This is a genomic window from Micromonospora sp. AKA38, from assembly GCF_027925725.1.
Lineage (GTDB): Bacteria > Actinomycetota > Actinomycetes > Mycobacteriales > Micromonosporaceae > Micromonospora.
Genome location: NZ_BNEI01000005.1, coordinates 1416606 through 1440182 on the forward strand (window position 1 = coordinate 1416606; position 23577 = coordinate 1440182).

Sequence of the window (23577 nt, forward strand, 5' to 3'; positions counted from 1 at the left end):
TCCGGAAGCGGCGCTACCGAGGTTGGCATCCGGGGCCGGTGCGGTCAAGGGTCAGGCGGCGGGTAGTTGCCCGGCCTCCACGGTGGCCAGTGCGGCGGTGGCGCCGCCCAACGCGCTGGCGGCGGAGCCGAGCGTGCTGGCCTCCAGCCGGACCCCGGCCGGCGGCGCGAGCGTGCGGGCGGCGAGTTCGGTGCGGGCGGCCGGCAGCAGCCACGGCGCGAGCGTCGCCAGGTGGCCGCCCACCACGACCACCTCCGGGTCGAGCAGGTCGACCAGGACGGACACCGCACTGCCGAGGTGCCGGCCGATCTCGGTGAGCCCGGTGCGCACCGGCTCGTCGCCGGCGCGGGCGAGTGCCTGGATCCGGTCGATCTCCGGCAGGTAGTCGGTGACCGGCGCGTCCGGCGCGGCGTCGGGCAGCAGGCGGCGCACCACGGCGTCCACGCCGGCCAGCGACGCGAGGCAGCCCCGGCGCCCGCACCGGCACGCCGCGTCCCCGAGCCCCGCGGTCGCGGACGGGGAAGCGCCGGCCAGGACCGGCAGGTGGCCGATCTCGCCGGCGAAGCCCCGGCCACCGCGCAGCAGCCGGCCGCCGCTGACCAGGCCGGCGCCGACCGCCAGCCCGCCGGTGAGGTGGATCAGGTCGGCGGTGCCGGCGTACGGGCCGTGCCGCAGCTCCGCCGAGGCGGCGAGGTTGGCGTCGGTGTCCACGCCGACCGGGAAACCCGGGTCGCGTAGCGCGCGGCGCAGCTCGGCGGCGAGCGGCACGCCACGCCAGCCCAGCGCGGGGGCCAGCGGGACAGCGCCGTCGGCGTCCACCAGGCCGGGCACGCCCACGGTGAGGCCGAGCACCGTGCGCCCGGCGCCGGTGACCCGGGTGACCGCGCGGCGGGTGAGCGCGGCGAGCGCGCGTACCGTCTCCTCGGGGCCGGTGAGCGCGGCGGCGAAGGCGCGTCGCCAGGTGAGCAGCCGCTCGCCGCTCAGGTCGGCGGCGACCACGACCAGCTCGTCGGCGCCGATCTGCAGGCCGAGCCCGACGTAGCGGGCGCCGTCGAGCACGAGCATGGTGGCCGGGCGGCCCACCCGGTTCTCGGTCAGCCCGGTCTCGCGCAGCAGCCCGTGCTCGATCAGCTCGCTGACCAGGCTGGAGACGGTGGCCTTGTTGAGGCCGGTGCGGGCGGCGACGTCGGCGCGGGAGCAGGGCGCGTGCCGCCGCACGTGCCGCAGCACCACGGCCCGGTTGGCGACCCGCACGTCGCCGAGGTCGGCCGTCTGGACCGGCCGGTCGATGCTGATCACGTGCTGTCCGCCTCCTGCGCCGCCGTCCGTCGGGTTCGGCCAAAGCTTAAACTAAATCGGCTTGGTGCCCGCCGGGCGGCTCAGCCGCCGAACCACGGCGCGAACGGGGTCACCGGGACCGGCTCGCCGTCGAGCACGACCCGGCGCGGCGCGTCCGCGCCGACCACGCTGACGCGGCGCACGTCCAACGGCCCGTCCACGCGTACCCGCAGCGTGTCGCCGTCGCGGACGGCGGTGACCGTGCTGTCGCCGTCGTCGTCGCGGACCACCGTCACGCCGTCGGTCCCGCCCCACGACACCAGCGTGACGTCGCGGAACGGGCCTTCGGGCACGGTGGGCGCGGGCGCCACCGTCGGGATCAGCGCGCCGCGCCGCACGTACAGCGGCAGCCGGTCGAGCGGCGCCCGCACCCGCAGGTGCCGGCCGCCGGGGTGACGCTGCCCGGTCGCCGCGTCCAGCCAGTCGTCGCCGGCAGGCAGGTAGACGGCGCGTTCCCCGCCCGGGTCGAGCACCGGCGCCACCAGCAGGTCGACGCCGAGGCGGTACTGCAGGTCGATGGCCCAGGCGGTCGGGTCGTCCGGGGTGTCGACGAGCAACGCCCGCAGCATCGGGCTGCCGGTGCGGGCCGCGTCCACCGCCGCCGACCACAGGTACGGCAACAGCCGGTAGCGCAGCCGCAGCGCCGCCACCGCGTGCCGTTCCGCCTCCGGCGGGAAGTCCCACGGCAGCCGGCTGGTGGTGCCGTGCAGCCGGACCAGCGGCGACAGCGCGCCGAACTGCGTCCAGCGCACGTACAGGTCGGGCTCCGGCGTGCCGTGGAAGCCGCCGGTGTCGTGGCTCCAGAACGGCACCCCGGACAGCCCGTGGGACAGCCCACCGCGCAGCGTGCTGGCCATGCCCGGCCAGGTGGCGTTGACGTCGCCGCTCCACTGCGCGCTGTGCCGCTGTCCGCCCAGGTACGACGAGCGCGCCCACACCGTGCGGTGCCCGGCGACCTCCTCGGTGACGTCGGCGACCACGTCGTTGAACAGCAGCGCGTACACGTTGTGCAGCTCGACGCCGGTCATGCCGTTGTGCGCCACCGCGTCGGCGGGCACCCCCTCGGCGAAGTCGGTCTTGAACACCGCGACGCCCTGGGCCAGCAGCGGTCGCAGCAGGCCCTGGAACCAGCGCACCGCCGCCGGGTTGGTCAGGTCCACGATGGCGCAGACCGGATAGCTGCCGTGCCAGGTGTCCGCGACGTACGTGTCGCCGTCGGGGCGGCGCAGGAAGTAGCCGGCGGCCTCGGCCTCGGCGTACAGCGGGCTGTCGGTCATCAGGTAGGGGTTCATCCACAGGCACACCCGGAAGCCCGCCTCGGCCAGGTCCTTGAGCAGGCCGGCCGGGTCGGGGAACGCCTGCTCGTCCCAGCGCAGGTCGGACCAGCGGCCGGCGACCTGCCAGTAGCAGTCCAGGTGCAGCACGTCGCACGGGACGTCCCGCTCGCGGATGAGGCGGGCCCGCTCGCGCACCCGCTGCTCACTGTCGGGGAAGAACCCGGAGGAGATCCAGGCCCCGAACGCCCAGCGGGGCGGCAGGTACGGCCGGCCGGTCAGCGCGTCGAACCGGTCCAGGATCCGCGCCGGTGTCGGGCCGGCCAGCACGTAGTAGTCGAGCAGGTCGTCCGGGACGAGGATCTGCACGCTGCTGTGGGTGCTGGCGCAGACGTCGAACTGCACCGGCAGGCCGCTGTCGACGAGCACGCCGTAGCCGCGGTCGGACAGGTAGAACGGCACGTTCTTGTGCGACCGGTCGGACTCGCCCCCGAACGCGTCGAAGTTCCACATCAACGGTCGCTGGCCGCGCTTGTCCAGCGCTGTGAACTTCTCACCGAAGCCGACGAACCGTTCGTCGCCGGGCGCGACGAAGCTCTCGTGCCAGGCGACCGGGTCGCCGTCGGAGGTGGAGCGTCCGAGCGGCAGCGTGCGCCGCCGGCCGCTGATGTCGCGGGTGCCGCCGTCGGCGGCCACCAGCAGCCGACCGTCGGCGTCGAGGAAGCGCAGCCCCCACGGGTCGAGGCGGATCTCGGCGCGCACACCGCCGGCGTCCACCCGGGCGTACGCGTCGTCGACGGTGACCTCGGCCGGGTGCGGTACGGGCCGGGTCAGCGTCAGCGCCCGGGCGGAGCGGCTGCGCACCGAGAGGTCGTCGGTGAGCCGTACCCGGATGATCCCGTGCCCGGCGGCCTCGACGCGCGCGACGAGCGTGCGGCCGGAGGAGCAGGTGGCGGTGAGCGTGACCCCGTGCGGCTCGACCGCCGCCACCTCGGCCCGCAGCACGTCGTCGGCGCCCTCCTCGCCGGGGGCACGCACCGGCAGGTCGGGTGGGTCGGCCACGAACGTCTCGTACGGGACCAGGGGCGGGCGGTACGGCATGGGCGTCTCCTCGCGGCGACACGGGCGGCCCCGCAAGTTTCTTGGGAACCACAACTAACTGTCAATGATCTGTCGCATTGACTTTCATCCTCACCTCTTTCTACTTTGACGGGGATGACAACTAAAGCGTTGTGGAGCGACGGTCGGCTGAGCTACGGCGGAGACTGGAACCCGGAGCAGTGGCCACCGGCGGTGTGGTCGGAGGACGTCGCCCTGATGCGCGCGGCCGGGGTCAACCTGGTCACCGTGGGCGTGTTCGCCTGGTCCCGCCTGGAACCCGCCCCCGGCCACTACACCCTCGACTGGCTCGACGAGGTGTTGGACCTGCTGCACGCCGCCGGCATCCGGGCCGCCCTGGCCACCCCCACCGCCTCCCCACCACCCTGGTTCACGCGGCGTCACCCGGACGCGATGCCGCTCACCGCCGACGGCGTCCGCCTGCACCACGGCAGCCGGGACACCTACTGCGCCGCCGCGCCCGCCTACCGTGCCGCGGCCCGGAGCATCGCCGACGTGCTGGCCACCCGGTACGCCCACCACCCGGCGCTGGCCCTGTGGCACGTGCACAACGAGTACGGCACCACCTGTCACTGCGACCACGCCGAGACGGCGTTCCGCCGCTGGCTCACCGGCCGGTACGCCGACCTCGACGCGCTCAACGACGCGTGGGTGACCAGCTTCTGGGGGCAGCACTACTCCGACTGGGCGCAGGTCGGCGTGCCCCGCGCCACCCAGTACCTGGCCAACCCCGGCCAACTGCTCGACTTCCGCCGCTTCTGGTCGGACACGCTGCTGTCGGCGTACACCGAGCAGCGGGACCTGCTGCGGGCGGCGAACCCGGCGGTGCCGGTCACCACCAACCACGTGCTCGGCGACTGGGTGCCGGTCGACCACGCCCGCTGGGCGCGCGAGGTGGACCTGGTGGCCGTCGACCACTACCCGGACCGCATCGACGGCGGCGCGGAGGAGCAGACCGCGCTCGCCGCCGACCTGGCCCGCGGCTGGGCCCGCCGCGGCGCCGGCCGCCCCGCGCCGTGGCTGCTGATGGAGAGCGCACCCAACCAGATCCACGTCACCGGGCGGATGCACACCAAGGAACCGGGCCGGATGACCCGGCACAGCCTCGCGCACGTCGCCCGCGGCTCGGCCGGGGCGATGTTCTTCCAGTGGCGCGCCCCGGCCGGCGGCGCCGAACGGTTCCACTCCGCGGTGGTGTCGCACGCCGGCGCGGACACCCGGGTGTTCCGGGAGGCCACCGACCTCGGCGCCGCGCTCGGCCGGCTCGCCGGCACCGCGACGGGGCAGGTGGAGGCGCGCGTGGCGATCGCCCACGACGCCGCCAGCGGCTGGGCGCTGCGCCACCCGGGGATGCCCCGCGACGGCCTCGACCACCCGGGCGAGGTGGCCGCCGCGCACCGGGTGCTGTGGCACGCCGGCCTCACCGCCGACCTGGTGACGCCCGGCGACCCGCTCGACGGCCACCGGCTGCTCGTGCTGCCCGCGCTCTACCTGGCCGCCGACGCCACCGTCGACTGGGTACGCCGACACGTCCACGCCGGCGGGCACCTGCTGGTCACCTGGCTCAGCGGCGTCGCCGACGAACACGCCCGCGTCCGCCTCGGCGGCTACCCGGGCGCCTACCGCGACCTGCTCGGCGTGCGGGTGGAGGAGTTCCACCCGCTCGCCGACGACGAGCGGGTGCCGCTGACCAGCGGCGGGTACGGCCGGATCTGGTCGGAGACCGTGCACCTGGCCGGGGCGGAGCAGGTCACCGCGTACATCGGTGGGGTGCTGGACGGCCGCCCGGCGGTCACCCGGCACCGGGTCGGCGCCGCCCGCACCTGGTACGTCTCCACCCGGCCCGACGACGACACGTACCGCCGGCTGCTCGTCGAGGCGGCCCGGCTCGCCGGCGTCACCCCGACCTGCCCCGCGCCGCCCGGCGTCGAGGCGGTCCGCCGCCGCGACGGCGACCAGAGCTGGCTGTTCCTGCTCAACCACACCGACCGCCCGCAGCGGGTGCCCGCGGCCGGGCACGAGCTGCTCACCGGCGAGCCGGTCGACGACCACGTGACCGTCGGGCCCGGCGGCGTGGCGGTGCTGCGCGAACCGCCGCGCTGACCGCGTGCCGGCCTCGCGTTCACCCCCTGTGACGCGCGACACTCGGACGATGTCCGTCGTGCTGTCCGCCGCCGCCACCCCGACCGCGCCCGGCCTGCTGCTGCGACCGTGGCGCGACGGCGACGCCGACGCGCTGCTGGAGGCCTACCGGGACCCGGTGCTGCGCGCCTGGACCCGCTTCCCGGTGACCACCCGCGCCGAGGCGCGCGCGTTCCTGCGCCGGGCCCGGCAGGGCTGGGCCGCCGGGCGCCGGTTCAGCTTCGCGGTGCTGGAGGACACCCCGTCGGGGGAGCGGCTGGTGGCCTGCGTGGTGCTCAAGGAGGTCCAGCCCGGGCGGCCGGCCGCCGAGGTCGGCTACTGGACCGCGGCCCCGGCCCGTGGCCGGGGCGTCGCGCCGCGGGCCGTCGACGCGGTCACCGGCTGGGCGTTCGCCCGCTTCGCCGCCGGCGGCCTGACCCGCCTGGAACTGCTGCACCAGGTCGACAACCCGGCCTCCTGCCGGGTCGCGGAGAAGAGCGGGTACGCCTTCGTCGAGGTGCTGCCGGCCCGCCCGCCGTTTCCCCGCGACGGCCACCGGCACGTACGCCGGCTGCCCTGAGCCGTCACCGCGCGGCCGGGCCGAGCAGGCGCAGCAACAGGCGCGGCTCGCCCGGCCACGCGTCGAGCAGCACCTGCCGGGGCACCTGCCGCCCGGCGTAGCGCAACGCGAGCGCCACCACGACGATGTCGTCCAGCGGGCCGATCACCGGCAGGAACTCCGGGATCAGGTCGATCGGGCTGGCCAGCCACACCCCGGCGACGACGATCGCGATCCGGGCCCGGCGCGGCACGCGCGGGTCCCGGCGCAGCCGCCGCACCGTGGTCAGACAGTCGGGCACGAACGCGGCCAGGTCACGCAACAGGCCGGGTCGCAGCCGCCGGGCCGCCAGCACCAGCACCGCCCAGCTCGCGACCAGGCATCCGGTCGCCACGCCGAGGCCGATCAGCCAGTCACGCACGTCGCCGCTCCTCCCGTCGGCGGAACACTACGCGCCGGGAACACTTCCGCGCGCCGCGACGCTGACCATGGTCGGCAACCGGCGGATACGGTGGGAGCGGGAGGTGACGGCGGTGACGACAGGCTGGGAGGCCGCGGTCGAGGCGCAGATCCGCTCGGCGCAGGAACGCGGCGAGTTCGACAACCTGCCGGGCGCCGGCAAACCGATCCCGGGCCGCGACCAGCCCTACGACGAGGGCTGGTGGATCCGCAGCTTCATGGAGCGGGAGCAGATCCCGTCCGACCTGATGCTGCCCACCCCGCTGCAACTGCGCCGTCGCGTCGAACAGCTTCCCGCCGAGCTGCGCGACCTGCCCACCGAGGACGCGGTCCGCTCGTACGTGGCGGCGCTCAACGCCGAGGTGGTGGCCTGGCTGCGTGCCCCGACCGGCCCTCGGGTGGTGGTCCGGCCGGTCAACGTCGACGAGGCGGTACGGCAGTGGCGGGCCGACCGGCAGCAGCGTGTCGTGACCGCGACGCCGGTCGAGCCGGCGCCGCCCGCCCCGCCCGCGGCCCGCGCCCGCCGCCGGTGGCGTTGGTGGCGTCGCTGAGCCCGACCGCACGTCAAAGCGACTATTCTGTACGGCATGGACCCGATCGGCTCCGTTCGCAAATCGCGAAGACCCTATGAGGCCCGCCCGGGACGCCGGGCGATCGTGGCGGCTGATCTGAGTGAACTGAACGGACCGACCACCGGGATCGTTGAGCTGCCGCACCGCCTGTTCTGGCAGCCCGACCGGCACGTCGACCTCGACAAGCCCGGCTTGTTGGCCTGGATGTACGAGACGGTGCTGGCGGAGGCCGTCCGTCCCGAGGAACTGCGGAGCTGGTTGCACGGGCCGACCCTTACGCGGATCTGGCCCACGCTGCACCTGCCTCGCGGCGTCCGCCGCGCCTGGGAGGAACGCCATCATGTGCTTCGCGTCCGGGGCATCGCCGCCTGATGCCGCATGTTCCCGATCCCTTTCAGCACGAGGTCACCCGCATTGCGCTCGCCACGGCCGCTCGCCACGGCTTCGCGCTCGCCGGGGGTCAAGCGCTGATCGCCCACGGCTTGGGAACCCGGCCCACCGAAGACATCGATCTCTTCACTGATACCGAGGGCGGCGTCACCGCCGCCTCGGAACTGGTTCGTGACGCCTTGTGCGACGCGGGCCTCCAGGTCGAGATCATGAGTGATCCCAGCGAACTCGACGAGGTCTTCTACGGATTCGATCAGGACATGGTCGAGTTCGAGGTACACCGCGACGCTCAAGCCGTCCGCGTGCAACTCGTCCGCTTCGCCCGGTTCAGCACCCCGGTGGTGCTCGACATCGGACCCGTCCTCCACCTCGACGATGTCGTCGGCACCAAGGTGGCTGCCATGATCACACGAGCGCAGCCACGCGATTACATCGACGTCGCGGCAGTTCTCGACCGCTATGACCGCCAGAATTTGATCGCGCTCGCCCGCAAAGCAGACCCTGACATCACTGACGACGAAATTCACGACGCTATACGTCGGCTCGACGGCCTACCCGATACCGTCTTCGTGCTCTACCGCCTTGCACCCGCGCAGATCAACGAGGTTCGCGCGGCCTTCACCGACTGGCCCCGAGGATAGCTGCACTGCCAGCGATCGGCAGAGGCCGGCCTTGGCGCCTCAGCCGCCGCGACCACACCGGGATGACGCTGGTGGCGTCGCTGAGCCCGACCGCAGGTCGCCGCAGAACGCGTCAGGAGTCGCCGGCCGCCCGGCCCAGTCCGGCGAAGGCGCGGTCCGCGTCGACGACCGCCTCCGGGTGGACCTCGTGCGCGGTCCGCCCGTCGGCGATCTTCTGCCAGTTGTTGCGCGCCAGCACGCGGTGCACGGCGATCACCTGGGCGGCCAGCAGTCGGGGCCCGAGGCCCGGGCCGAGGGCCGCCGCCAGCGCCTCCTCGTCGTCGTGCAGGTACTGCATGAGCCGTCCGGCCAGGCTCGGCGTGCTGAACACCAGTCGGTGGAACGCCACCACCTGGGGATGATCGTTGAGGCCGGTCACCGGCTCGAAGCGGTCGAGGCCGGCCCGAAAGTGCCGGCGCAGCGCCGTCATCGGCGCGACGTCGGGCCGGCGGTCGCGTACCACGCGTGCGGCCTCACCGTTGTGGTCGGCGAACCGATGCAGGATCAGGTCCTCCTTGGTCGCGAAGTAGCGGAACAGGGTCGGTTTCGACACCTCGGCCGTCGCCGCGATGTCGGACACCGACACCTGCTCGAACCCGCGCGCCAGGAACAGCGTGATCGCGGCGTCGGCGATCGCGCCCCGGGTCTGCGCCTTCTTGCGGGCCCGCAGCCCGCCCGGCTCACTCACCGCGTCAGGGTAACAAGTGTTACCTGGTTGCGTTTTTAACCGGGTAACGGTTCGATGGTGGGCATGAAACGTACAGACGCGGTGCTCGTCACCGGGGCGACCGGCCGGATCGGGCGCGCCGTGATCGATCAACTGGTCGACGCGGGCGTGCCGGTCCGCGCCCTCGTCCGCCGCCCCGAGTCGGCGGCCACCCTGCCCACCGCCGTCGAGGTCGTCACCGGTGACCTCACCGTGCCCGCGTCGCTCGACGCGGCCCTGACCGCCGTCCGCGCCGTCTTCCTGGTCTGGACCGCCCCGCCGCACACCGCGCCGTCGGTCGTCGACCGGCTGGCCGCCCACCCGCGACGGGTCGTCTACCTGTCCGCGCCCCACCGCACCCCGCACCCGTTCTTCCAGCAGCCGAACCCGATGGCGACGCTGCACGCTCGCATCGAGCAGCTCATCGCGGCGACCGGTCTCGACGCGACGATCGTCCGGCCGGGGATGTTCGCCTCCAACGCGCTGCACTGGTGGGCCCCGGCGATCCGTCGCGACGCGGTGGTCCGGTGGCCGTACGGCGCGGCCCAGACCGCCCCCGTCGACGACCGGGACGTCGCCGCGGTCGTCGCGCGGGTCCTGTCCGAGAACGGGCACGCCGGCGGCGACTACGTCCTGACCGGCCCCGAGTCGCTCAGCCAGGCCGAACAGGTCAGCCTCATCGGCGCCGCCCTGGGCCGGCCGATCGCCTTCGAGGACCTGCCGCCCGACGAGTTCCGTCGCCAGGCCCCGGAGGCCGCGCGTCCCGCCGTGGACATGCTGCTGGCCGCGTGGCGCGCCACCCTGGGGCATCCGGCGCACGTCACCACCACGGTGTCGCGCCTGCTCGGCACGCCGGCGCGCACGTTCCGTCAGTGGGCCGCCGACCATGTCACCGCGTTCACCGCAGCGGCCGATCCGGCGACCTGAGCCAGCTTGCTCCTCAGCCGAGCGCGGCCCGCCACGTCCACGACGTCCGGCGCGGCCGGTCGCCCAGCGGGGCCCGGCCGGTCAGCCAGAGCAGCACCGGCGCCGGCGCACCGGCGGGCGCGTCGGGGAACAGCCGACGCACCACCCCGGCGCACAGCCCGGCCGGCGGTGACCAGGGCACGTCGAGACCACGGGTCACGTCATGGGTGTGCAGCAGGATCTCGGCCACGCCCATCGCGGCGAAGCCGCCCGGGTCGCAGGGCCCCCAGTGCCAGCCCCGGTCGTCCGGGTCGGCGGTGTCCACCAGCGCGGCGAGCATCCCGGCGGTGGCGGTCGCCACGGTCAGCACCCGCTCCGGTGGCGCGTCGGGGTGGACCCGCAGGTCGAACGGCAGGTAGCCGTCGGTGGGGCGGCCGGCCACCTGACCGGCGTACCCGGCCAGGTCGTGCGCGACGTGCGCGGTCGTGGTCCAGCAGGACCAGTCCAGGTCGCCCGCGCGTACCGTCCAGTCCCGGCCGGCGGCCGGCAGCAGCACGGCGGTCATCGCGGCGGCGGCGGCGCGGACGTCCGCGCCGGTCATCCCGGACTTGTGGGAGGGTCCCTCGGGGGGCATCACCGTCGGCGGACGCGCAGCACGCAGGTGCGCATCGGGAGCGTGAACTCGCCGTGCGCGGTCTCCGGCCGGCTGGCCAGGAACGCCCGGATGCGGTCGAGCGTGGCCTGCCGCTGCGGCGCCGGCATCACCAGCAGGCCCGCCCGGGTGGCGAGCGTCGCGGTCAGCGAGTCGGCGGTGCGCTGCTGCCCGTGCCGGAACGTGGCCTGCTCGGGCGCGTCGAAGCGGGCCGGCGCGCCGTTCTTCGGCAGGTGCGTCCGCGCCGTCTCGACCCGCCAGCTCGCGGGCGTGTCGCGAGGGCCGACGACGGCGCTGCCGCTGACCTCGGCCAGGCCGGCGACCCAGTCGACCTCGTCGTCAAGCACGTTCCACAGGCCGGCCAGGACGCCGCCGGGGGCGAGGACCCGGGCGATCTCCGGGCCCGCCACCGCCATGTCGAACCAGTGCATGGCGTTGCCGGCCAGCACGGCGTCGACGGACGCGTCGGGCAGCGGGATCGCCTCGGCGCTGCCGGACAGCGCGCGGACATCCGGCAGCGCGCCGCGCAGCTCGGCCAGCATCGCCGGGTCCGGCTCGACGGCCGTGACGTCGGCGCCGACCGCCCGGAGCGTGGCGGTCAGCTTGCCGGTGCCGGCCCCGAGGTCGAGCACCCGGGAGCCGGGAGCGGCCTCCAGCGCCCACCGGACCGCGTCCTGCGCGTAGTCCGGGCGGTGCTGGGCGTACGCGGTGGCCGCGGCTCCGAACGACGAGGAGTGCCGGGCGTGGTCGGGCTGCCGCATTCAGGGTTTCCTCTCGTCGAGCGCGGCGAGCAGGCGCAGCGGGTCGATGTAGTCGCGGTAGGACACGACCAGGCCGTCGCGGACCCGGAACACCGCGATCACGGTCTGCTCGAACGGCGCGCCGGTGGCGACGACGGCGCCGTGGGCCGCGTACTCCACGATGACCACCTCGGGGTCGGTGCTCTCGTGCAGCACCACGTCGCGGTGCTCGTCGATGGTGATCAGGGCGTTGGCCGCCTCGGTCAGGTGTCGGCGGATCTCGGCGTGCCCCCGCACCCGGCCGGGCACGCCGGCGGGGCGGAACGGCCACTCGATGTGCCCGGCCGGGTCCATCAGCGCCAGGAACGCCTCGACGTCCTGCTCGCGGCCGGCCCGCAGTACCCGCTCGACGACCTGACGCGCCGATGTCGTCATCGCTGCCTCCGGAGTGGATCGGCGTTGTCCCCGCCACCGTAGTACCGGTCGCGGCGGGCCGGGTGCCCGCCGCGACCGGTCCCCGTCAGTTCACGGACATCAGCGTGAACGTGAAGACGGTGTTCCTCGACCGCCGTTCGGGCACGTCGCACTTGACCCGGCGCCGGACCTCGGCCCGGCTGAGGCCCAGCCCGCGGGCGACGAGCCGGTCCGGGCGTACCGGCACCGGATCGTGGAACACCACCTCCACCCGGATCGGCCACGCCTCGCCGAGCGGTACCGGCACGGCGTCCAACCGCCACGCGTCCGTCCAGTCGAGGACGACGTGGTTACGCCGGGCGAACGCCGGATCCAGCAGGGTGGACGCCACCAGCCGCGCGTCGTTGGTGTGGTAGCCGTGCAGCTCGGCCGGATCGAGGGAGCCGACCGTCGTCCGTTCGTGGACGGTGAGCTTGCTGGTCCGGTCGCAGCGCACGCACCGGACCAGCAGCCACACGTCCAACAGCTTGCCGTTGGCGTTGACCCGGAACCGGCCGTAGCCGGTGGTGGCGGACTCCGACGGGCAGTCCACGCACCGCCGCGACAGCAGCGGCAGCCTGGTCCGGCGGACGACCCAGGGCAGCACGATATGAGGTGGTGAGGACATGAGTTTCGAGACCCGATCTCTCTGGACCTGACACCGCGACCTCGAACGCCGCGTGGCCGGGCGCGCGAGGGCAGCCCGGCGGAACCGACGGGACGCGTCGGGTTCCGGTGCGCGGTGGAACGTGTCAGATCCGGAGAGCGGGCGGGGTCATGCGGCTCGTGTCCTCTCTCCTCGGTGTGCCAGGCAACTTAGGAGACACGGAGGAGCGGCTCAACCGGTTATCCCGCTAATTAAAGGATTACCGGTTACAACAAACCAGTAAATCCGCTGGGCAAATGCCGCAAAACGTTCATGCACCATAATGACAGTTCTTGTGCGTAAGGCTTCGAGCTGGTGTCATCGCCCGCGCACCGTCCGGTCCGGACCTCACGCGGCAAGGACGCGGCACCGTCGTACGGATGCGCTGCTACACCGGCGACTACCGGGGCGCCCTACGGCCGGCCCACGAGATCGAGGAGATCACCTGGCTGACCTACGCCGACCGGCACCGCGTCTCCCCGGTCGACCAGAGCGACTTCGATCACCTGCACCGCGCCGACCAGCTTCGCTGACGACCGGATCGCGGCTCAGGGTCGGTAACCGGCTCGGGCGGCGGCCACCTCGGCGGCGCGGCGCTCGCGCCACCGCCGCTGGGCGTCGCTGTTGCAGTGCCGGCACACCTTCCGGAACCGACCGGTGCCGGGGTCGACCTCCCGCTCGTGCCCGTTGCGGCAGGTCGGCTGCTGCCGCCGCGCGCGGCGGTTGTCGCCACGGCTGAGCTGACGCAGGTGCGTCGGCTCGATGCAGTCGAGCACGCCGCAGTCGTGCCGCACCTCCAGACCCGGCCGGTAGCCGCCGACGAAGACCGCGTACGCGGCGACGTGCGCCCACGCCCGGCCGGCCACCTTCTGGTGAACCCCACGTCGGGTGCCGTAGCCGCGGACGATCAGGCAGCCGCCGGGCGTGCGGGTCGAGCGCGCCAGCAGGTGGGCCCGCAGTGACTCCTCGGTGAAGTGTCGGGACAGTCCGGTCACCTCAGACAGCATCCGGCGAGCATAGGCCGGCGGCATCGTCGCGGCGGGACCTCCCACCGCGACGAGACGTGGGGCCGCCGCCGGACCGGCGGCGCCCCCCAGCCGTACGTGGTCAGCGTTGCGTGCGGTCGTCGACCTCGGTGCCGGACTCACCGGGTCGGGCGCCGATCGCCTCCTCGGCGGCCCGGCCTCCGGTGCTCTCGTCGCCCTGCCGCAGCGAGCTTCGCGGCAGCCCGGCCAGGTGTGCCGGGTCCTCGATCGGCTGGTCCGGCCAGTCGTCCGAGGTGCCGTCGGCCAGGCCGGCCCGGCGCAACACCTCGACCAGGTCGTCGTGCGACAGGCGCTCGGCCTCCGGGATCCCGGCCCCGCGCGCCATGGACCGCAGCGTCTTCAGGTCTTCGCTCGCGAATGTCTCGGCCATGCCGGAGCCTTCCCGGCGGCCAAGACAAGGAAACCCGCCTCAGGCGCGGGCCCCGCCGAGGCCGAGGAGCACGGCCAGGCCGAGCGCGCTGCGCGGCGCGTACGGGATCCGCCACAGCCCGCCGTGTGCCGCCGCGTACGCTTCGTCCCGCCACGGGTGCTCCTGCGTCGGCCCGCCGCCGGTGCGCAGGTCGTGCACGAGCAGCGCGGCCATCAGCGTGTTGCTGGTGGCCGGCTCGAACACCTCGACGCCGAAACGGTGCGCGCCGGCGTACGCGGCGGCGAGCGCGCGGTTGCGCAGCACCGACCGGGTGCGGGTGGGCGGCGCGACGGTGAACGACACCGTGGTGCCGGCGTCACGGGCCACCGCCGCGCGCCAGCGTTGCAGCCGTTTGGCCAGCGCGTAGTTCGGTCCCTGCTGGGGGACCAGGCTGTCGTTGACGCCCGGGTCGGCGCCGGGCGGGTAGTTGCGGCGCAACAGCCGGCCGCCGGAGATCAGCCGCAGGGACCGGCGGGCCGGCCCGCGGGCGGCGTACCCGCGGTCGGCGTGGTCGACCGCGTCGCCGGGCACCGCGTACACGTCGGTGGGGGTGGCCAGGAACGCCAGCGCCGCGTCCGGGCGGTGCCGGGTCAGCTCGACGGTGAGCGCGTCGACGGCGGTGGCCACCCGGACGTTGGTGGCGCCGTCGGCGTAGACGTAGTTGCCGAGCACCAGCCGGCCGTCGATGCCGGCCAGCCAGCGGGCGGCCTGCGGCAGCCGGTGCAGCAGGTCCGCGCCGGCGGCGGCGGCCAGCGCGGCGTCGTCGTCGCCGGTGCCGGCCGGCACCGGCAGGTGCAGGCGGCCACCGTGACGCCGCGCGGTGCGCAGCACCCGGCGCCAGATCTCCGGACGGGGCAGGTCGACCGCGACCACGTCGCCGCCCCAGCGCAGCACCGACGGCAGCGGGCCCATCTCCGCGCCCGCGCCGAGCACCACGACCCGCTGGTCGCGCAGGTCCAGCCAGTCGGGGTTGGCGAGCACCGCGCCGACCGCCTCGGCGCAGCTCGGTTCGACCACGCCCGCGTCCACCCAGGCGTCGAGGCGGCGGCGCAGGTCGTCGCCACGCAGGCGGTGCCCCCGGTACGGCACGGACAGTTCCCGTTCCACCGGCCCGGCGCCGGTGACCGTGGCGGTGTGCAGCGGCGGTTCCGGGCCGGTCGAGGTGAGCGCCGCGTCGAGCGCGACGTCGGGGCCGCCGCCGGGCGGCGCGTACCGCATGCGGGTGTGCAGCGCGGTGAGGCCGTCACGGGCGACGGTGAGCGCGGCGGCGCGGGAGAGCAGGCCGGCCTCGACGAGTCGGCGGAAGTGGGTGAGGTAGCCGCGCCGCCAGTCGGTCTCGTGCTCGGCGGAGCGGGCGCCGACCGGGTCGACGGCGCGTAGCGCGTCGGCGACCACGGCGCGGCCCAGCGCGGTCGTGCTGCGCCGGCCGTCGCCGGTCGCGGGGAACACCACTCCGTCCACGGCTCACCTCCCTGCCCTGCGGTCGTGGGGTCACTCTGCCGCATCGGCGACGGCGTCGCCCGTCGAGGGCCGCTCAGCGGCGGGCGGGGCGGCGTTCCGGTCGGGGGCGGCCCCGCTCCGGGTCGACGCCGACCTGGACGGCGAAGGCCGGGTCGACGGCGAGCAGCGGACGCGGGCCGAACAGCGCCATGGCGGTGAGCAACGCGTCGGTGTCCCGGCCCTGCCAGGTGGGACGGCGTTCGGGGTCGAGGTCGGCGTGCTCGCGGCGCAGCAGGCGCAGCAGGCGCCGTGCGGCGGCGCCGGTCTCCGGCACCTCGGTCAGCCACCAGCCGCCCAGCGCGGTGGCCAGGCAGCAGAGCAGCAGCCCGGCGACCGAGGCGGGTCCGCCGGCGGTGCGGCCCTCGACCGCGCTCTCCACCAGCCGGGTCACCCCGACGGCGGCGACCAGGAACAGCGGCAGCGTGCCCAGGGCGACCCGTCGGCGTTGGGCGCGGGTGAGCAGCCAGCCGTCGCGGACCAGCCGGCCGACCATCCGGCGCAGCGCCCGCGCGACGTCGGGGTCGGCCAGCACGGCGGCCCAGGTCTGCGGGCGGCGCAGCGCGGTGTGCAGGGCGCGGACCAGGGCCGGCGGCCGGGACGGTGGTGGACCGTCGGCGTGCAGGGTGGCGAGTTCGCCGACGGTCACCCCGCCGGCGCGGCGCAGCGCGGCCACGCCCACCTGGCAGGCCAGCAGCGCCCGGTCGGTGAGGTACGCCAACTCGACCCGGTCGGGTGTCGCGCCCCGGGCCCGGCGGCCGGTCAGCTCGCGTACCGCCACGGCGACCGCGACGGCCACGGCGACCGCGCCCAGGTAGTCGAGGAGGAAGATCGGTCCGCTGACACCCCAGAGCATGGCGACAAGTATGGCCGTACGGTGATCCGGCGCGGGGGCGGGTGGAAACGGGTGGCCGCGCGTGACGTCGCGGGCTAGCGTGCCGACGATGCGCATCCGGGAGCACGTCGACGCCGACTGGGGCCAGGTCTGGCCGATCGTCGAGTGTGTCATCACCGCCGGGGACACGTTCGCCTACGACCCGGCCTGGTCGGCCGGGGTGGCCCGCGAGGTGTGGGTGGAACGCCCGCCGGGGCGTACCTCGGTGGCGGTGGACGACGACGGCGTCGTGCTCGGCAGCGCCAAGATGGGCGCCAACCGGCCGGGCCCGGGTGCGCACGTGGCGACCGCGAGTTTCCTGGTGGCCGCGGACGCACGCGGTCGTGGCGTGGGCCGGGCGCTGTGCGAGGAGGCGTTGGACTGGGCCCGTCGGGCCGGTTTCGCCGCGATGCAGTTCAACGCCGTGGTGGAGACCAACACCGTGGCGGTGCGGCTCTACCGGCGGCTCGGCTTCACGGTGGTCGGCACCGTGCCGGAGGCGTTCACCCATCCCACCCTGGGCCGGGTGGGCCTGCACGTCATGCACCGCTTCCTGTGACCGTCGCGCGGTACGGCGAAAGTGTCGGGGGCCGTCGTTAGGTTGACGGGGATCGCCGCCGTCGAAGGAGCCTCGTCATGACCACGCTCACCGACCGCCCGCACACCGCGCTGCTCGTCGTCGACGTGCAGAACGGCGTGGTGCGCGGCGCCCACGACCGGGACCGGGTGGTCGCGAACATCGCCGCCCTGGTCGAGCGCGCCCGCGCGGCCGGCGTCCCGGTGGTCTGGGTGCAGCATCACAGCGAGGAGCTGCCCACCGGCAGTGAGCAGTGGCGGATCGTGCCGGAGCTGGTGCGCCGCGACGACGAGCCGCTCGTGCACAAGGCCTACGGCGACTCGTTCGAGGCCACCGACCTGGAGCAGGTGCTCGCCGCCGGGGGTGTCGGGCGGCTCGTCGTGACCGGCGCGCAGACCGACGCCTGTGTCCGTTCCACCCTGCACGGCGCGTTCACCCGCGGCTACGACACCACGCTGGTCGCCGACGCCCACACCACCGAGGACCTGTCGGCCTACGGCGCGCCCCCGCCGGCGCAGGTGATCGCGCACACCAACCTCTACTGGGGCTTCCAGCGCGCCCCGGGCCGCCGCGCCGGCACGGTCGACACCGCCGACGTCGACTTCACCGCCGCCGTCCCGGCCTGACCGGCAGCCGAGCCGTCCGGTCCCCGACCGGCAGTCGAGCCGCTGGCGCGGCCGGTCCGGAACCGCCCACCCGCGGTGTGGTCGGGGAAAACGCCTGGCCGTCCCCGGTGGCTGCTGGCAGGCTGCCGGCCATGACCGCTCAAGCTCTCGCGGGGGCGCTCGCCGACGAGCGTCGCCGGGCCGTGTTCGCCGCGATCGTGCTCGGCGCCCGGGACGTCGCGTCGGTGGTGACGCGCACCGGCCTGCCGGCCCGCGACGTCGCCACCGCCGTGCGCCGGCTCACCGACGCCGGTGTGCTGACCGACGCCGACGGCCTGCGCGTCGACGGTGAACGGCTGCGCGAGTTCGCCCGGGCCGGGGCGTCGTCGCCGGCGCTCCCGCCGGCCGACCGGCGCAAGACGGTCCTGCGCACGTTCCTGCGCGACGGCGCGCTGATCCGGCTGCCGGCGCAGCGGGGTCGCCGCCGGGTGCTGCTGGAGCACATCACCGAGCGCACCTTCGAGCCCGGGCGGCGCTACCCGGAGCGGCTGGTGGACGAGGCGCTGCGCCCCTGGTGCGAGGGCGGTGCGGCGGACCACGTCACGCTGCGCCGCTATCTCGTCGACGACGTGCTGCTCACCCGCGAGCAGGGCGTCTACTGGCGGACCGGGCCGTGAGCGCCTGAGCGCCCTTTCGGGGGAGCGGCCGACAGAGGTTGACGACGGCGTGTCGCCGCGCTAAAACAGAAACCGGAAGTTGAGTCACTCAGACTCAAGTCGAGACCTTGGGCCAGGAGAACCGAGGAGGCAGGACCATGTTGATGCGTACCGACCCGTTCCGCGAGATCGACCGGATCGCCGAGCAGTTCTTCGGCACCACCGCCCGCCCGGCCGTGATGCACCTGGACGCCTACCGCGACGGCGACCACTTCTACGCCGCCTTCGACCTGCCCGGCGTGGACCCGGACAGCATCGACTGCACCGTCGAGCGCAACGTGCTGACCGTCCGCGCCGAGCGGCGTCGCCCGACCGGCGAGCACGTCGAACTGGTCGCGGCCGAACGTCCGATGGGCACGTTCACCCGGCAGCTGTTCCTGGGCGACACGCTGGACACCGACCGGCTGGAGGCCGGCTACGACAACGGGGTGCTGACGCTGCGCATCCCGATCGCCGAGCGGGCCAAGCCGCGCCGGATCGCGGTCACCTCGACCGCGGAGGGCAACGGGCACCGGCAGCTCACCACCGTCTGAACGCGCGTCACGCCGACGCGGGGGAGACCGGCGCGCCGGCCGCCCCCGCGTCGGTGTCCGACGGGTAGAGCCGGGTCAGCGCGCGCGCCGTGGCGGTGAACCGGTCCCGCAACTCGGCCGGGGCCAGCACCTCCACCTCGGCGCCGAGCTTGAGCAGTTCGGCGTGGGCGTGCCGCGTCGACTCGATCGGCACGGTGGTCTCCCGCCAGCCGTCCGGGCCGGGTTCGCCGGCCGCCGCCCGGGCCGCCCGTGCCATCTCCGGCGGGAAGACGTAGGGCATGAACTCCAACGCGGCGGTGCTGAGCCGGATGCGCGCCTCGCCGCGGTAGACGTCGCGTTCGTACCGGGCGGTCCACTCCCGCCAGTAGGCGGCCAGGTCGAAGCCGTCCGGGCGCTGGTGCCGCTCGTCGGTGACCACCGCGTCGAGCACCGCGCCGACCCGGTACGTGCGGACCTGCTCCTCGCACCGGGCCACCAGGTACCAGCGGCCGGCCTTGAGCACCACGCCGAGCGGGGCGACCAGCCGGGTCACCTCCCGTGGGGCGCGCCAACGCCGGTAGCGCAGCCGGACCAGCCGGTCCTCCCACACCGCGCCGGCCAGCGTGGCCAGGTGCGGGGTGGCCTCCGGGTGCCGGAACCAGCCGGGCGCGTCCAGGTGGAACCGCTGCCGCAGCCGGCCGCTGCGGTCGGCGAGTTCCTCCGGCAGCGCGGCCCGCACCTTCAGCTCGGCCGCGGCCACCGTGGTCGCCAGGCCCAGCTCCGCGGCGGGCCCGGGCAGGCCGGCGAGGAACAGCGCCTCGGCCTCCGGGCCGGTCAGCCCGGTGAGCCGGGTGCGGTAGCCGGCCAGCAGCCGGTAGCCGCCGGCCGGGCCGCGGTCGGCGTACACCGGGACGCCGGCGGCGCCGAGCGACTCGACGTCGCGGTAGACGGTCCGCACCGACACCTCCAGGGCGTCGGCGAGTTCCTGGGCGGTCATCCGCCCCCGGGCCTGCAGGAGCAGCAGCAGGGAGACCAGCCGGCTGGCGCGCACCGCACGACGGTAACCCCTGCCGGCGATCCGGTCGCGGCGCGCCTCGTCGCGAAACGCGCCGCCGACTGAGAACCTTTCTCGCATGTTGCGTCCCGAGGTCCTGCCCCGCGCCCGTGTCGCCGTGTCCGGCGCTCCGGCCGACTTCACCGAGGCGTGGCTGCGTAACCGGCGACTGTCCGAGCACACCCGCGACGCGTACCGGCGGGACGTGACCGGCTGGCTGCGCTGGTGCGCCGAGCGGGGCCTGGAGCCGCTGCGGGTCACCTTCCTCGACGTCAACGCGTACGGCCGGGACCTGGAGTCCACCCCGCGCGGACGCGACGGCCGCCCGCTGACCCCGGCCACCGTGGCGCGCCGGCTGTCCGCGCTGTCGAGCTGGTACGACTTTCTGGTCAAGCTGGGCGCGGTGCCGGCCAATCCGGTCGCCGCGGCCGACCGGCCCCGGGTCGACCGGGACCACTCCGCCACCGTCGGCCTCAGCCCGGACGAGGTCGACGCGCTGCTGGCCGCCGCCGAGGCGGACGCCGGCCCGACCGCCGCCCGCAACCGCGCCACCCTCGCGCTCCTGGCCGACCTGGGCCTGCGGGTCGGCGAGCTGGTCTCGCTGGACCTGGCCGACCTGGGCGCGGAACGCGGTCACCGCAGCGTCCGCTTCGTCGGCAAGGGCGGCAAGGTACGCCGTCGCGCGCTCACCCCCGGCACCACGTACGCGCTGGACGCCTACCTGGCGGAGCGGGCCGCCGCCCAGGGCGTCACGGTGCCGCAGCTGACCGGCCCGCTGCTGGTCACCGCCACCGGCGGGCGACTGGACCGGCACGCCGTGTTCCGGCTGGTACGTCGGCTGGCGCAGACCGCCGGGATCGCCGCCTGGGCGCGGTTGTCGCCGCACTCGCTGCGGCACGCGTTCGCCACCACGGCCCGCTCGGAGGGCGTGCCGCTGGAGGACGTGCAGGACGCGATGGGTCACGCCGACCCGCGGACCACCCGTCGCTACGACCGGGACCGGCACAACCTGGACCGCGACCCGGCGTACGCGATCTGGGCCGCCCGGGCCCGCCGCCGCGGCTGAGCGTCGGAGCCCGGCCGTAGGGTGCCGGGATGCGACACGGCCTGGAGATCTCCTGCGGCGGCGCCTCGGTGACGGTCGGCGACCTGGTCGCGCTCGGCGAGTTGGCCGAGCGGTCCGGCTGGGACGGCGTCTTCCTGGAGGACTACCTCATCCACCACGCCGGTGACGACCCGCCGACCTGGGACCCGTGGCTGGTGCTGGCGGCGGTGGCCGGGCGCACCGACCGGATCCGGCTGGGCACCACGGTGACCGCGCTGCCCCGGCGTCGCCCGGCGAAGCTGGCCCGGGAGGTGCTCACCCTCGACCACCTCTCCGGCGGCCGGGCCGGCGTCGCGGTCGGTCTCGGCGATCCGGCCGACCGAGGGCTGGCCGCGTTCGGCGAGCCGACCGACGTGAAGACCCGCGCCGCGATGCTCGACGAGGGCCTGGACCTGCTGGTCGCGCTGCTCGGCGGCGAGCGGGTCACCCATCGGGGCGGGCACTACCGCGCCGAGGGCGTGGCGCTGCGACCGGCGCCGGTGCAGTCGCCCCGGGTGCCGGTCTGGGTCGGCGGCAGCACCCAGGCCAAGGCGGTGCTGCGGCGGGCGGCCCGGGCCGACGGAATCGTGCCCTACAAGCTGACCGACACCGACGGCTGGTCCGACTTCACCGCCGACGAGGTGGCCGCCCTGGTCGCCGCGCTGCCGGCGACGCGCGCCGACGGCGCGCCGTTCGACGTGGCGGTCGGCGGCCGGCGGCGGCGGGCCGACGAGCGGGCCGAGCGCGCCTACCTGGCCGACCTGGCGGCGGCGGGCGCCACCTGGTGGCTGGAGTACGTGCCCGCCGGTGACCCGGCCGCGATGCGGGCCGCGGTCGCCCGCGGCCCGCTGCGCTGAGCCGGTCTCACTCCGGGCGGCGCGGGCAGAGGCAGAACGGCTGCCCGATCGGGTCGAGCAGCACGGTCCAGCTTCCGCCGCCGGGCTGGTGCCCCGGCCGGGTCGCGCCGGCCGCCACCAGGTCCCGCTCCGCGGCCGACACGTCGTCGACGGTCAGGTCCAGGTGGTAGCGCTTGACGCCGGTCGGGTCCGGCCAGGCCGGCGGCGCGTAGCCGGGCACCAGCCCGAACCCGATCGACGTGCCGCCGGAGGAGGTGATCATGGCGTACTCGGCCTCGCTGTGGGTGATCTCCCAGCCGAGGGCGTGGCCGTAGAACGCCGCGTGGGCGGCCGGGTCGGAACTGTCGAGGTTGACCATCGCGAGGTCGGCGTGCGTCGTCATGTCGGGCAGTCTGCCGCCGGTACCTGTCACCTCCTGTCAGGTACCGGCGACCGGCGCGGCACGCGTCGTTGACGGCTGCTCCGGGGCGTACGCCGACGGTGCCCGGTCCACCGCCGGGCGGCGCAACCGGCTGCGCGCCGGTCGCCGGTTGCCTACCGTCGGTGGTGATGGGCAGTCAGCAGGTGTGGCACCGACCGGCCCGGCGTCGCCGGCCGATGCGCGCGGGTGTGCTGGTCGCCGTGCTCGGGCTGGGTACCTGCCTGATCGGGGTGGCCGGGCTGGCGGTGTGGAACGCGCAGGTGGTGCTCCAGGCCGACGGGCCGGTGCGGGAGACCGCGGACGGGTTCTTCCGGGACGTCGCCGCCGGCGACACCGACCGGGCGTACGGACGGTTGTGCGCCGAGGCGCGCAGCCGGTGGAGCCAGGCCGGGTTCGGCAGTTGGGTGCGGACCCCGCCGCTGGTCAGCGGCTACGAGATCGTCGACGTGTCGGTGTCGACCCGGGCGGGTCGGCCACGCGGCACGGTGCTGGTGCGGTTGAACCGCGACGGCGGCGGCAGCGAGGAGCGGGAGCTGCCGGTGGTGCCGGAGGACGGCGGCTGGCGGGTGTGCGGGGACCCGTTCTGAGCCTCAGGCGCGCGGGCCCAGGTCGCCGGAGCGGTAGTGCCGCCGGCACAGCACCTGGTAGCGGACATCGGCGGTGTCCACGGTGTCGCCGATGACGACCTGCGCGCCCTCGCGGACCACCCGGCCGTCGACCACCCGGGCGTTGAGCAGCCCTTCCCGGCCGCACCAGCACAGCACCTCGACCTGGATGCGGGCCACCTCGTCGGCCAGCTCGAACAGTCGTTGCGCGGCCGGGAACAGGCAGGAGCGGAAGTCGGTGGCCAAGCCGAAGGCGTAGACGTCGACGTCGAACTTGTCGACCAGCTCGGCCATCTGCTCGACGTGGTCCAGGTCGTAGAAGGACGCCTCGTCGCAGATCAGGTAGTCGACGCGTACCCCCTCGGCCCACGCGTCGCGGACCAGGTCACGCAGGTCGAGTCCGTCGGTGACCTCGATGGCCTCGTGGGCCAGGCCGATGCGGGTGGTGACCTGCGGGCCCAGCGAGCGGTCGATGCGGGTGGTGACCAGGCCGCGGCGACCCTGCCGGGCGTGGTTGTAGTTCATCTGCAACGCCATGGTGGACTTGCCGCAGTCCATCGGCCCCCAGAAGAACTTCAGCGCGGCGGCGTGCAGCGGCCGGCCGTCGACGCCCCGGGCGGCGGCGCAGCCGCCGGCACGGTCGTCGCCGGGCCCCGGCAGGGGGCGGGCCAGGCAGGTCGGGGCGGCAGCGGCGTCGTCGGTCAC

At 75.0% G+C, this 23577-nt stretch carries 28 protein-coding genes and 1 pseudogene; 14 read left to right on the top strand and 15 right to left on the bottom strand.

Annotated elements, in window-relative coordinates; all coding sequences use genetic code 11:
- Window positions 1-51 precede the first annotated feature (51 nt).
- Window positions 52-1299: an ROK family transcriptional regulator gene (locus tag TPA0908_RS23120; protein WP_281941194.1), complete on the bottom strand. Its 1248-nt coding sequence runs from the start codon at window positions 1297-1299 to the stop codon at window positions 52-54.
- 80 nt (window positions 1300-1379) lie between these two features.
- The gene (locus TPA0908_RS23125; protein ID WP_281941196.1) at window positions 1380-3713 is read right to left on the bottom strand and encodes a TIM-barrel domain-containing protein; all 2334 of its coding nucleotides are present in this window, start codon (window positions 3711-3713) and stop codon (window positions 1380-1382) included.
- 114 nt (window positions 3714-3827) lie between these two features.
- Between TPA0908_RS23125 and TPA0908_RS23130 the strand changes: the two genes are divergently transcribed.
- Together TPA0908_RS23130 and TPA0908_RS23135 are read left to right on the top strand one after the other, a co-directional pair.
- Complete coding sequence (locus TPA0908_RS23130; RefSeq protein ID WP_281941198.1) at window positions 3828-5834, top strand: beta-galactosidase; 2007 nt, start codon at window positions 3828-3830, stop codon at window positions 5832-5834.
- 49 nt (window positions 5835-5883) lie between these two features.
- Window positions 5884-6432, top strand: a complete 549-nt coding sequence (locus TPA0908_RS23135) for a GNAT family N-acetyltransferase (RefSeq protein WP_281941200.1) — start codon at window positions 5884-5886, stop codon at window positions 6430-6432.
- A 4-nt stretch (window positions 6433-6436) separates the two neighbouring features.
- On the opposite strand, the gene TPA0908_RS23140 is transcribed toward TPA0908_RS23135, so the two are convergent.
- On the bottom strand, window positions 6437-6832 hold the full coding sequence (locus TPA0908_RS23140) for a YkvA family protein (RefSeq protein WP_281941201.1): 396 nt from the start codon (window positions 6830-6832) through the stop codon (window positions 6437-6439).
- A 112-nt stretch (window positions 6833-6944) separates the two neighbouring features.
- Here TPA0908_RS23140 and TPA0908_RS23145 point away from each other — a divergent pair, with 112 nt between their 5' ends.
- The 3 genes from TPA0908_RS23145 to TPA0908_RS23155 are packed head-to-tail and all read left to right on the top strand — an operon-like array spanning window position 6945 to window position 8473.
- Window positions 6945-7421, top strand: a complete 477-nt coding sequence (locus TPA0908_RS23145) for a DnaJ family domain-containing protein (protein ID WP_281941203.1) — start codon at window positions 6945-6947, stop codon at window positions 7419-7421.
- A gap of 36 nt (window positions 7422-7457) precedes the next feature.
- Complete coding sequence (locus TPA0908_RS23150) at window positions 7458-7814, top strand: hypothetical protein (protein ID WP_281941204.1); 357 nt, start codon at window positions 7458-7460, stop codon at window positions 7812-7814.
- Entirely contained in the window at window positions 7814-8473 is a 660-nt protein-coding gene (locus TPA0908_RS23155; protein WP_281941205.1) for a nucleotidyl transferase AbiEii/AbiGii toxin family protein, read from the top strand. Before TPA0908_RS23150 ends, TPA0908_RS23155 begins: the two co-directional genes overlap by 1 nt.
- Before the next feature lie 112 nt (window positions 8474-8585).
- On the opposite strand, the gene TPA0908_RS23160 is transcribed toward TPA0908_RS23155, so the two are convergent.
- Window positions 8586-9200, bottom strand: coding sequence for a TetR/AcrR family transcriptional regulator (locus TPA0908_RS23160; protein ID WP_281941206.1), 615 nt, complete (start codon window positions 9198-9200; stop codon window positions 8586-8588).
- Between the two features lie 63 nt (window positions 9201-9263).
- Between TPA0908_RS23160 and TPA0908_RS23165 the strand changes: the two genes are divergently transcribed.
- The gene (locus TPA0908_RS23165) at window positions 9264-10145 is read left to right on the top strand and encodes an NAD(P)H-binding protein (protein ID WP_281941209.1); all 882 of its coding nucleotides are present in this window, start codon (window positions 9264-9266) and stop codon (window positions 10143-10145) included.
- A gap of 13 nt (window positions 10146-10158) precedes the next feature.
- On the opposite strand, the gene TPA0908_RS23170 is transcribed toward TPA0908_RS23165, so the two are convergent.
- The 4 genes from TPA0908_RS23170 to TPA0908_RS23185 all read right to left on the bottom strand — a co-directional run bounded on the left by TPA0908_RS23170 (window position 10159) and on the right by TPA0908_RS23185 (window position 12576).
- Window positions 10159-10725, bottom strand: coding sequence for a hypothetical protein (locus tag TPA0908_RS23170; protein ID WP_281941211.1), 567 nt, complete (start codon window positions 10723-10725; stop codon window positions 10159-10161).
- 32 nt (window positions 10726-10757) lie between these two features.
- On the bottom strand, window positions 10758-11537 hold the full coding sequence (locus tag TPA0908_RS23175) for a class I SAM-dependent methyltransferase (RefSeq protein ID WP_281941213.1): 780 nt from the start codon (window positions 11535-11537) through the stop codon (window positions 10758-10760).
- On the bottom strand, window positions 11538-11951 hold the full coding sequence (locus TPA0908_RS23180) for a nuclear transport factor 2 family protein (RefSeq protein ID WP_281941215.1): 414 nt from the start codon (window positions 11949-11951) through the stop codon (window positions 11538-11540).
- Window positions 11952-12036: 85 nt separating this feature from the next.
- Window positions 12037-12576: a DUF1062 domain-containing protein gene (locus TPA0908_RS23185; RefSeq protein WP_281941217.1), complete on the bottom strand. Its 540-nt coding sequence runs from the start codon at window positions 12574-12576 to the stop codon at window positions 12037-12039.
- 362 nt (window positions 12577-12938) lie between these two features.
- Between TPA0908_RS23185 and TPA0908_RS23190 the strand changes: the two are divergent.
- Window positions 12939-13148, top strand: a pseudogene (locus tag TPA0908_RS23190) (NUDIX hydrolase); the annotation flags it as partial.
- A 15-nt stretch (window positions 13149-13163) separates the two neighbouring features.
- Here TPA0908_RS23190 and TPA0908_RS23195 read toward each other — a convergent pair.
- The 4 genes from TPA0908_RS23195 to TPA0908_RS23210 all read right to left on the bottom strand — a co-directional run bounded on the left by TPA0908_RS23195 (window position 13164) and on the right by TPA0908_RS23210 (window position 16423).
- Entirely contained in the window at window positions 13164-13622 is a 459-nt protein-coding gene (locus tag TPA0908_RS23195; protein WP_281941219.1) for an HNH endonuclease family protein, read from the bottom strand.
- A 100-nt stretch (window positions 13623-13722) separates the two neighbouring features.
- Window positions 13723-14031 (bottom strand): hypothetical protein, encoded by a 309-nt coding sequence (locus TPA0908_RS23200; RefSeq protein ID WP_281941221.1) that lies wholly within the window; start codon window positions 14029-14031, stop codon window positions 13723-13725.
- 39 nt (window positions 14032-14070) lie between these two features.
- Window positions 14071-15531 (bottom strand): hypothetical protein, encoded by a 1461-nt coding sequence (locus tag TPA0908_RS23205; protein ID WP_281941223.1) that lies wholly within the window; start codon window positions 15529-15531, stop codon window positions 14071-14073.
- A gap of 73 nt (window positions 15532-15604) precedes the next feature.
- The gene (locus TPA0908_RS23210; protein ID WP_281941225.1) at window positions 15605-16423 is read right to left on the bottom strand and encodes a TIGR04222 domain-containing membrane protein; all 819 of its coding nucleotides are present in this window, start codon (window positions 16421-16423) and stop codon (window positions 15605-15607) included.
- An 88-nt stretch (window positions 16424-16511) separates the two neighbouring features.
- Here TPA0908_RS23210 and TPA0908_RS23215 point away from each other — a divergent pair, with 88 nt between their 5' ends.
- The 4 genes from TPA0908_RS23215 to TPA0908_RS23230 all read left to right on the top strand — a co-directional run bounded on the left by TPA0908_RS23215 (window position 16512) and on the right by TPA0908_RS23230 (window position 18872).
- Window positions 16512-17000 (top strand): GNAT family N-acetyltransferase, encoded by a 489-nt coding sequence (locus tag TPA0908_RS23215; protein ID WP_281941227.1) that lies wholly within the window; start codon window positions 16512-16514, stop codon window positions 16998-17000.
- A 77-nt stretch (window positions 17001-17077) separates the two neighbouring features.
- The gene (locus TPA0908_RS23220; RefSeq protein WP_281941229.1) at window positions 17078-17644 is read left to right on the top strand and encodes a cysteine hydrolase family protein; all 567 of its coding nucleotides are present in this window, start codon (window positions 17078-17080) and stop codon (window positions 17642-17644) included.
- Between the two features lie 131 nt (window positions 17645-17775).
- Complete coding sequence (locus tag TPA0908_RS23225; RefSeq protein ID WP_281941230.1) at window positions 17776-18300, top strand: DUF2087 domain-containing protein; 525 nt, start codon at window positions 17776-17778, stop codon at window positions 18298-18300.
- A gap of 137 nt (window positions 18301-18437) precedes the next feature.
- Entirely contained in the window at window positions 18438-18872 is a 435-nt protein-coding gene (locus TPA0908_RS23230; RefSeq protein WP_281941231.1) for an Hsp20/alpha crystallin family protein, read from the top strand.
- A gap of 7 nt (window positions 18873-18879) precedes the next feature.
- Here the strand turns inward: TPA0908_RS23230 and TPA0908_RS23235 are convergent, their stop codons facing one another.
- A complete protein-coding gene (locus TPA0908_RS23235; RefSeq protein ID WP_281941233.1) occupies window positions 18880-19902 on the bottom strand; it encodes a helix-turn-helix transcriptional regulator in 1023 nt (340 codons plus the stop codon).
- 82 nt (window positions 19903-19984) lie between these two features.
- Here TPA0908_RS23235 and TPA0908_RS23240 point away from each other — a divergent pair, with 82 nt between their 5' ends.
- Window positions 19985-20971: a tyrosine-type recombinase/integrase gene (locus TPA0908_RS23240; protein WP_281941235.1), complete on the top strand. Its 987-nt coding sequence runs from the start codon at window positions 19985-19987 to the stop codon at window positions 20969-20971.
- Window positions 20972-21000: 29 nt separating this feature from the next.
- Window positions 21001-21846, top strand: a complete 846-nt coding sequence (locus TPA0908_RS23245; RefSeq protein WP_281941237.1) for an LLM class flavin-dependent oxidoreductase — start codon at window positions 21001-21003, stop codon at window positions 21844-21846.
- A 7-nt stretch (window positions 21847-21853) separates the two neighbouring features.
- Here TPA0908_RS23245 and TPA0908_RS23250 read toward each other — a convergent pair whose 3' ends face one another.
- Entirely contained in the window at window positions 21854-22228 is a 375-nt protein-coding gene (locus TPA0908_RS23250) for a VOC family protein (RefSeq protein ID WP_281941238.1), read from the bottom strand.
- 167 nt (window positions 22229-22395) lie between these two features.
- On the opposite strand from TPA0908_RS23250, the gene TPA0908_RS23255 reads away from it, so the two are divergent.
- Window positions 22396-22854: an Rv0361 family membrane protein gene (locus tag TPA0908_RS23255; protein ID WP_281941239.1), complete on the top strand. Its 459-nt coding sequence runs from the start codon at window positions 22396-22398 to the stop codon at window positions 22852-22854.
- Window positions 22855-22857: 3 nt separating this feature from the next.
- On the opposite strand, the gene TPA0908_RS23260 is transcribed toward TPA0908_RS23255, so the two are convergent.
- Entirely contained in the window at window positions 22858-23577 is a 720-nt protein-coding gene (locus tag TPA0908_RS23260; RefSeq protein WP_374709241.1) for a thymidine kinase, read from the bottom strand.

Excerpts from the sequence above, each read along its gene's own strand:
- TPA0908_RS23150 (WP_281941204.1), top strand. The coding sequence starts at position 7,458 with ATGGACCCGATCGGCTCCGTTCGCAAATCGCGAAGACCCTATGAGGCC.
- TPA0908_RS23250 (WP_281941238.1), bottom strand. The coding sequence starts at position 22,228 with ATGACGACGCACGCCGACCTCGCGATGGTCAACCTCGACAGTTCCGAC.
- TPA0908_RS23165 (WP_281941209.1), top strand. The coding sequence starts at position 9,264 with ATGAAACGTACAGACGCGGTGCTCGTCACCGGGGCGACCGGCCGGATC.
- TPA0908_RS23125 (WP_281941196.1), bottom strand. The coding sequence starts at position 3,713 with ATGCCGTACCGCCCGCCCCTGGTCCCGTACGAGACGTTCGTGGCCGAC.
- TPA0908_RS23210 (WP_281941225.1), bottom strand. The coding sequence starts at position 16,423 with ATGCTCTGGGGTGTCAGCGGACCGATCTTCCTCCTCGACTACCTGGGC.
- TPA0908_RS23240 (WP_281941235.1), top strand. The coding sequence starts at position 19,985 with ATGTTGCGTCCCGAGGTCCTGCCCCGCGCCCGTGTCGCCGTGTCCGGC.
- TPA0908_RS23225 (WP_281941230.1), top strand. The coding sequence starts at position 17,776 with ATGACCGCTCAAGCTCTCGCGGGGGCGCTCGCCGACGAGCGTCGCCGG.
- TPA0908_RS23220 (WP_281941229.1), top strand. The coding sequence starts at position 17,078 with ATGACCACGCTCACCGACCGCCCGCACACCGCGCTGCTCGTCGTCGAC.
- TPA0908_RS23180 (WP_281941215.1), bottom strand. The coding sequence starts at position 11,951 with ATGACGACATCGGCGCGTCAGGTCGTCGAGCGGGTACTGCGGGCCGGC.
- TPA0908_RS23130 (WP_281941198.1), top strand. The coding sequence starts at position 3,828 with ATGACAACTAAAGCGTTGTGGAGCGACGGTCGGCTGAGCTACGGCGGA.
- TPA0908_RS23255 (WP_281941239.1), top strand. The coding sequence starts at position 22,396 with ATGGGCAGTCAGCAGGTGTGGCACCGACCGGCCCGGCGTCGCCGGCCG.
- TPA0908_RS23215 (WP_281941227.1), top strand. The coding sequence starts at position 16,512 with ATGCGCATCCGGGAGCACGTCGACGCCGACTGGGGCCAGGTCTGGCCG.
- TPA0908_RS23155 (WP_281941205.1), top strand. The coding sequence starts at position 7,814 with ATGCCGCATGTTCCCGATCCCTTTCAGCACGAGGTCACCCGCATTGCG.
- TPA0908_RS23230 (WP_281941231.1), top strand. The coding sequence starts at position 18,438 with ATGTTGATGCGTACCGACCCGTTCCGCGAGATCGACCGGATCGCCGAG.
- TPA0908_RS23200 (WP_281941221.1), bottom strand. The coding sequence starts at position 14,031 with ATGGCCGAGACATTCGCGAGCGAAGACCTGAAGACGCTGCGGTCCATG.
- TPA0908_RS23135 (WP_281941200.1), top strand. The coding sequence starts at position 5,884 with ATGTCCGTCGTGCTGTCCGCCGCCGCCACCCCGACCGCGCCCGGCCTG.
- TPA0908_RS23170 (WP_281941211.1), bottom strand. The coding sequence starts at position 10,725 with ATGACCGGCGCGGACGTCCGCGCCGCCGCCGCCGCGATGACCGCCGTG.
- TPA0908_RS23245 (WP_281941237.1), top strand. The coding sequence starts at position 21,001 with ATGCGACACGGCCTGGAGATCTCCTGCGGCGGCGCCTCGGTGACGGTC.
- TPA0908_RS23175 (WP_281941213.1), bottom strand. The coding sequence starts at position 11,537 with ATGCGGCAGCCCGACCACGCCCGGCACTCCTCGTCGTTCGGAGCCGCG.
- TPA0908_RS23195 (WP_281941219.1), bottom strand. The coding sequence starts at position 13,622 with ATGCTGTCTGAGGTGACCGGACTGTCCCGACACTTCACCGAGGAGTCA.